This window comes from Streptomyces sp. NPDC057654, assembly GCF_042800135.1.
Taxonomy (GTDB): domain Bacteria; phylum Actinomycetota; class Actinomycetes; order Streptomycetales; family Streptomycetaceae; genus Streptomyces.
Map to the genome: position 1 here is coordinate 1 of NZ_JBHVHQ010000573.1, position 5689 is coordinate 5689.

General features: G+C 71.2%; 4 protein-coding genes and 1 pseudogene. All 5 read left to right on the plus strand.

All coding sequences use genetic code 11. The features are described 5' to 3' along the window. Nucleotides 1-5 precede the first annotated feature (5 nt). A complete protein-coding gene (locus ACFU99_RS30950) occupies nucleotides 6-893 on the plus strand; it encodes a carbohydrate ABC transporter permease (RefSeq protein WP_384398319.1) in 888 nt (295 codons plus the stop codon). Next, nucleotides 890-1747 (plus strand): carbohydrate ABC transporter permease, encoded by an 858-nt coding sequence (locus tag ACFU99_RS30955; protein ID WP_384398313.1) that lies wholly within the window; start codon nucleotides 890-892, stop codon nucleotides 1745-1747. Before ACFU99_RS30950 ends, ACFU99_RS30955 begins: the two co-directional genes overlap by 4 nt. Continuing rightward, a complete protein-coding gene (locus ACFU99_RS30960; protein ID WP_384398315.1) occupies nucleotides 1747-3051 on the plus strand; it encodes an ABC transporter substrate-binding protein in 1305 nt (434 codons plus the stop codon). The genes ACFU99_RS30955 and ACFU99_RS30960 overlap by 1 nt, the downstream gene beginning before the upstream one ends. Nucleotides 3052-3211: 160 nt before the next feature. Then, a complete protein-coding gene (locus tag ACFU99_RS30965) occupies nucleotides 3212-4429 on the plus strand; it encodes a macrolide family glycosyltransferase (protein ID WP_384398317.1) in 1218 nt (405 codons plus the stop codon). 988 nt (nucleotides 4430-5417) lie between these two features. Beyond that, a pseudogene (locus tag ACFU99_RS30970) lies at nucleotides 5418-5689 on the plus strand (hypothetical protein); the annotation flags it as partial.

Genomic DNA, 5689 nt, shown 5'->3' on the forward strand with positions numbered 1-5689 from the left:
CGACCGTGCCCAGGCGGTCGGTCGGCGAGCCCGCGGGCGGGCCGCGGGCCGCCGGGGGCTGGTTCCTGGTGCTGCCCGCGCTGATCCCGATCCTCGTGCTGAGCGTCGGCCCGCTCCTCTACGGCATCGCGCTCGCCTTCACCGACTCCCAGTCGGGCCGCACCGCGCCCACCCGCTGGATCGGCCTCCTCAACTTCGGCGACCTGCTGCACGACTCCCTCTTCTGGGAGTCGTTCCGGGTCGGTCTGGTGTGGGCGGTCGGCGTCACCCTCCCCCAGTTCGTCCTGGCGCTCGGCCTCGCCCTCCTCCTCGGCCAGCACCTGCGGCTGCGCTGGCTGGCCCGCGCCCTGGCGATCGTGCCGTGGGCGATGCCGGAGGTCGTCGTCGGCATCATGTGGCGGCTCGTCTACCACCCGGACGCGGGCATCCTCAACGAGACGCTGGGCACCGGCGTCGACTGGCTGGGCGGGCTGTCCACCGCGCTGCCCGCCGTCGTCCTCGTCGGCGTCTGGGCAGGCATGCCGCAGACGACGGTGGCGCTCCTCGCCGGGCTCCAGAACGTGCCCGGCGAACTGCACGAGGCCGCCGCCATGGACGGCGCCGGGGCCTGGCGGCGGTTCGCCGCCGTGACCTGGCCCGCCATCAGACCCGTCGCCCTCGCCATCAGCGCGCTCAATTTCATCTGGAACTTCAACTCCTTCGCCCTCGTCTACGTCCTGACCAACGGCGGCCCCGGCGGCCACACCCGGCTCCCCATGCTCTTCGCCTACGAAGAGGCCTTCCGCTACGGCCAGTTCGGCTACGCGGCCGCGATGGGCTGCGTCATGGTCGCCGTCGTCGCCGTACTCCTCGCCGTCTACCTGGCGGGCCGGCTGAACGGGGACGAGCGATGAGCCCGATGAGCCGGGGCCGCCCCCGACGCCGCGCCGCCACCCGCGCCGGCCAGTACCTCGCCCTCCTCTGCTACCTCGTCTTCCTCGCCTTCCCCCTCGCCTGGCTGCTCTCCACCGCCTTCAAGCCCGCCCGCGAACTGGCCTCCCTCCACCCCTCCTGGATCCCTGACCACCCCACCCTCGACAACTTCCGGCAGGCGTTCGACGAGCAGCCCCTGCTGCGCGCCGCCCTCAACAGCCTCACCGCCGCCGCCTCGGCGGCCCTCGTCGCGACGGCCGTCGCCACCCCCATGGCCTACGTACTGGCCCGCCGTCGCACCCGGCTCACGCGAGCGGTGACCGGCTGGGTGGTCGTCAGCCAGGCGTTCCCCATCGTCCTCGTGATCATCCCGCTCTTCCTGATCCTCAAGAACCTGCGTCTGGTCGACACGGTGCCGGGACTGGTCATGGTGTACGTGGTCTGGGCCCTGCCGTTCGCGCTGTGGATGCTCACCGGGTACGTACGGGCCGTGCCGCGCGAACTGGAGGAGGCGGCGGCCGTGGACGGGGCGGGGCGGCTGCGCACCCTGGTCTCCGTCACCGCGCCGCTGCTCGCTCCGGGCATCGTGGCCACCGTCCTCTTCGCGTTCATCACCTCCTGGAACGAGTTCTTCTTCGCGCTCGTCCTGCTGAAGTCGCCGGAGCGGCAGACGATGCCCGTCGTGCTGACCCACTTCATCGGCGCGGAGGGCGTGGCCGACCTCGGCCCGCTGGCCGCCGCCGCGCTGCTCGCCACGCTCCCCTCGCTCGTCCTGTTCGCGTTCGTCCAGCGGCGGATCACCGGCGGGATGCTGGCCGGGGCGGTGAAGAACTGATGCGTAAGCGCCCACGAACCGGCCTCGCCGCCCTCGTCGCCTCCCTCGCCGTGGTCGCCCTCCTCCTGGCCGGCTGCTCCTCCGGAACGGACCGCGACGACGGCCGGATCACCCTGCGCTACCAGTCGCTCGCCTGGCAGGACGAGTCGGTGGAGATCAACAAGCGGCTGGTGCGGGAGTGGAACGCGGCGCACCCCGAGGTCCGGGTCGAGTACGTACAGGGGAGCTGGGAGAGCGTCCACGATCAGCTGCTCACCTCCTTCGAGGGCGGCGAGGCGCCGGACATCATCCACGACGCCGCCGACGACCTCGCCGACTTCGCGTACGGCGGATACCTCGCCGACCTCACCCGCCTCCTGCCCGAGCGCCTGAAGTCCGATATTCCGGAGAGGAGTTGGCGGACCGCGGCATTCGGCAAGGGCCTCTACGGCGTGCCGTTCCTCCAGGAGCCGCGCGTCATCATGGCCAATCGGACGCTGCTGAGGAAGGCGGGCGTACGTATCCCCGACGCCCAACACCCTTGGAGCTGGCCGGAGTTCGAGGAGGCCGCGAGGCGGATGACGCGCGGCGGCACGTACGGTGTCGCCTGGCCGCTGAAGGATCCGGTCTCCGCGACGCTCAACCTGTCGCAGTCCACCGGCGGCCAGGTCTTCCACCGGGGCGCGGACGGAAAGGTCGCCGTCCGCTTCGACGCCGCCGACCAGCGGGTGCCGCGCGTCATCCGCGACCAGGTCGTACGGGACCGCTCGGCCGCCCGTACGACGCTGTCCATGGGCGGCGCCGACACCCTGCCGGGGTTCTTCGGCGGCAAGTACGCGATGGTCCCGCTCGGCTTCTCGTACCGCCAGCAGATCGTCCAGCAGGCGCCCGAGGGGTTCGACTGGACCGTACTGCCCGCGCCCGCCGGACCCGGCGGCGAGCGGAGCCAGGGCGTGAGCCCGCAGACGCTGTCCGTGGCGCAGGACAGCCCGCACAAGGCGGAGGCGGCGCGGTTCATCGACTTCCTGCTGCGGCCCGCGAACATGGTGCGGCTCGCGAAGGGCGACTGGATGCTGCCCACGGGCGCCATGGCGCTCGCCGCCCCCGAACTGCACAGCACGCGACACGGCTGGGCCACGGGCGCCGCGCTCGCCGCCGACCTGAGCCCGGCCCCGGCCCGTTCGGTGCGCGGCTACCCGGAGTGGAAGGACAAGATCGCCACGCCCGCGTTCCAGGAGTACTACAGCGGCGCGATCGGGATGGTCGAGCTGCGCCGACGACTGGTGACGGACGGGAATCTGGTGCTGAAGCGGTACCAGAGGTGAGGGTGTACGGGGGGACTGTGTGCCGAGCACGACCGAACCCCGGGCCTTCCCGCCCGCGGGAGGCGCGGGGCCCAGCCCATCAGGGTGAGGGGCGGATGTGGTCGGCGGCGCGCTGAAAACAGATTGCACGATACGTTTCGTCTCGCCTAGTCTGCCGCTCATGCCAACGCCACAGCGTGCCCATATCGCCATGTTCAGCATCGCGGCCCACGGCCACGTCCAGCCCAGCCTGGACGTCATCCGCGAGCTCGTGGCCCGCGGTCACCGCGTCACGTACGCCATCCCCGAACCCCTCGCCGAACTGGTCGCGAGCGTCGGCGCGGAGCCCGTGATCTACCGATCGACACTGCCCACGGAGGAACAGCCCGAGGCGTGGGGGAGCGAGCTGATCGACCACGTCGAGATCTTTCTCAACGACGCGATCCAGGCGCTCCCGCAGCTCGCCGCCGCGTACGAGAACGACCGCCCCGACCTGATCCTGTACGACATCACGGCGTACCCGGCACGGGTGCTCGCGCACCGCTGGGACGTTCCCATCGTGCAGCTCTCCCCGAACCTGGTCGCCTGGGAGGGGTACGACGAGGAGCCTGTATCCGAGCCCTTCCGCGCCATGAAGGAGACCCCGCGCGGCGCGGCGTACGACCAGCGCTTCCGCGACTGGCTCACCGGGAACGGCATGACCATCGACCCCGATCTCTTCATCGGGCGGCCGGACCGGATCATCGCCCTCATCCCGCGCGCCCTCCAGCCCAACGCCGACCGGGTCGACGAGCGGCGCACCACCTTCGTCGGCTCCTGCCAGAGCGACGGCGGCCATCAGGGCGACTGGCGGCGCCCCGCCGGGCTGAGCCCCGACGACAAGGTGCTGCTGATCTCCCTCGGCTCCACCTTCACCAAGCTGCCGGACTTCTACCGCGAGTGCGTCAAGGCGTTCGGGGACCTGCCCGGCTGGCACGTGGTGCTCCAGATCGGCAAGCACGTCGAGGCGGCGGACATCGTCCCCGAGGGCGCGGCGATGCCCGCCAATATCGAGGTGCACCACTGGGTGCCGCAGGTCGCCATCCTCGGCCAGGCGGACGCGTTCATCACCCACGCCGGGGCGGGCGGCTCCAGGGAGGGGCTCGCCGCCGGGGTGCCGATGGTGGCCGTGCCGCAGGCCGTCGACCAGTTCGGCAACGCGGCGGTCCTGGAGGAGCTGGGCGTCGCCCGGCACGTACCCACGGAGGAGGCCACGGCCGAGCGGCTGCGCGAGGCCGTGCTCTCCCTAGTGAACGACCCGGCGGTGGCCGCCCGCTGCGCCGAACTCAAGGCGGAGCTGGCCGCGGAGGGCGGCACCCCCCGCGCCGCCGACCTCATCGAGGCGAACCTGCCGGGCTGACGGGGGCGATATCGGCACTCCGTCGTACGTACGGACCCACGGCGCGGCCGCCGGCGGGGGGAGGGCCGGGCTCCGGATCAGCGGAGCCCGGTGCCGCCGAGCTGGGCGAGCAGGGCGGACAGCCGCCCGATGTCCTCCTCTTCCTCGTCCGGCGTGACGCCCTATCGGAAACCTCCCGGAAATCCTCACGAGCGCCCCCGTCGGCAAATCGGCCGACCAGGCGGTGAGCCGGGTGGGGGGCGGCCTGATCGGGCCGCCGGGTAAAACGTGGCAGCTGTTGCCAATTTACTGTCCAATTTGCCGCCGTTGGTTGGTGTTTGGAATTCCTTAGAGGCGTTGCGTACCTCACACATGGCTACGGAAGTTGAATTGAGCGTGTCAATCCGACAGTGTTTCGAGTCATCCCGCAGCGGATCTTCCCGCGGTCCGGGCGCGCGGCGAGAAGGTTTGCCGCTCGTCGAGCCGCCGGAGACGGTCATCGACCGCCGTGCCTTCCCCCCACGAGGCGCGGCGGTCGATGGCTTTTTTCATGTGCCGTCCTCCGGTTCCGTCACTCGACGGGCCGCATATCGGCGCGGGATGGGCAAGGGCGATCTTCGGCCGCGGTCATATCCCAAGGGCACCGTCGCCCTCACCCGAAGTGCCCCTTCTGAGCAGGGAATTCGTAGTTGATGTGCACAGCACGGAGTTGGCCGGATTGCCATTGATCGTCACGTGGGGGAGTGCCAGCATGAACATGTCGCCACGCCCGTTGACGGCCCGGCAGAACCGGCCGGACGATCACGGGACGCTGTCGGCGATTCCAGACAGTCCACCGGGGGGAGACGAGTCGGTTGTTCAGGTCGTGTTTACGCGAAACCTGTTCCACGCATATGCGGTGTACTCGATCTCCGAGGTCTCCGGAATCCGTGGCGTCCTCGTCGTCCCCTGAGCCGGCAGCCCGGCCGCTTCTCGTGCCCCACGGGTGCGTCGAAGGGCGGCGGTGCGGGTGAACACGCATCTCGCCGTGGGCGGCGCACTCGCCGGCGTCTATCTCGCCGCCGCCGCTCTCGTCCTCGCCTTCGCGGCCCGGAGCCGCGACGGCTCCCTCGCCAGGAACGCTCTCGTGGGAGCGCGCACCCGCCGTACGCGAAGCGGCGACGCCGCCTGGCGCGACGGGCAGCGCGCGGCGCAGCGACGCTACGTACGTCTCGTTCCGGTACTGGCCGCCGCCGCGGCCGCGTCGCTCGGCAACGCCTTCGCCGGCGGCCCGTTCTGGGT

Coding starts and splice junctions, on each gene's coding strand:
- ACFU99_RS30960 (WP_384398315.1), top strand. CDS start 1,747: ATGCGTAAGCGCCCACGAACCGGCCTCGCCGCCCTCGTCGCCTCCCTC.
- ACFU99_RS30965 (WP_384398317.1), top strand. CDS start 3,212: ATGCCAACGCCACAGCGTGCCCATATCGCCATGTTCAGCATCGCGGCC.
- ACFU99_RS30955 (WP_384398313.1), top strand. CDS start 890: ATGAGCCCGATGAGCCGGGGCCGCCCCCGACGCCGCGCCGCCACCCGC.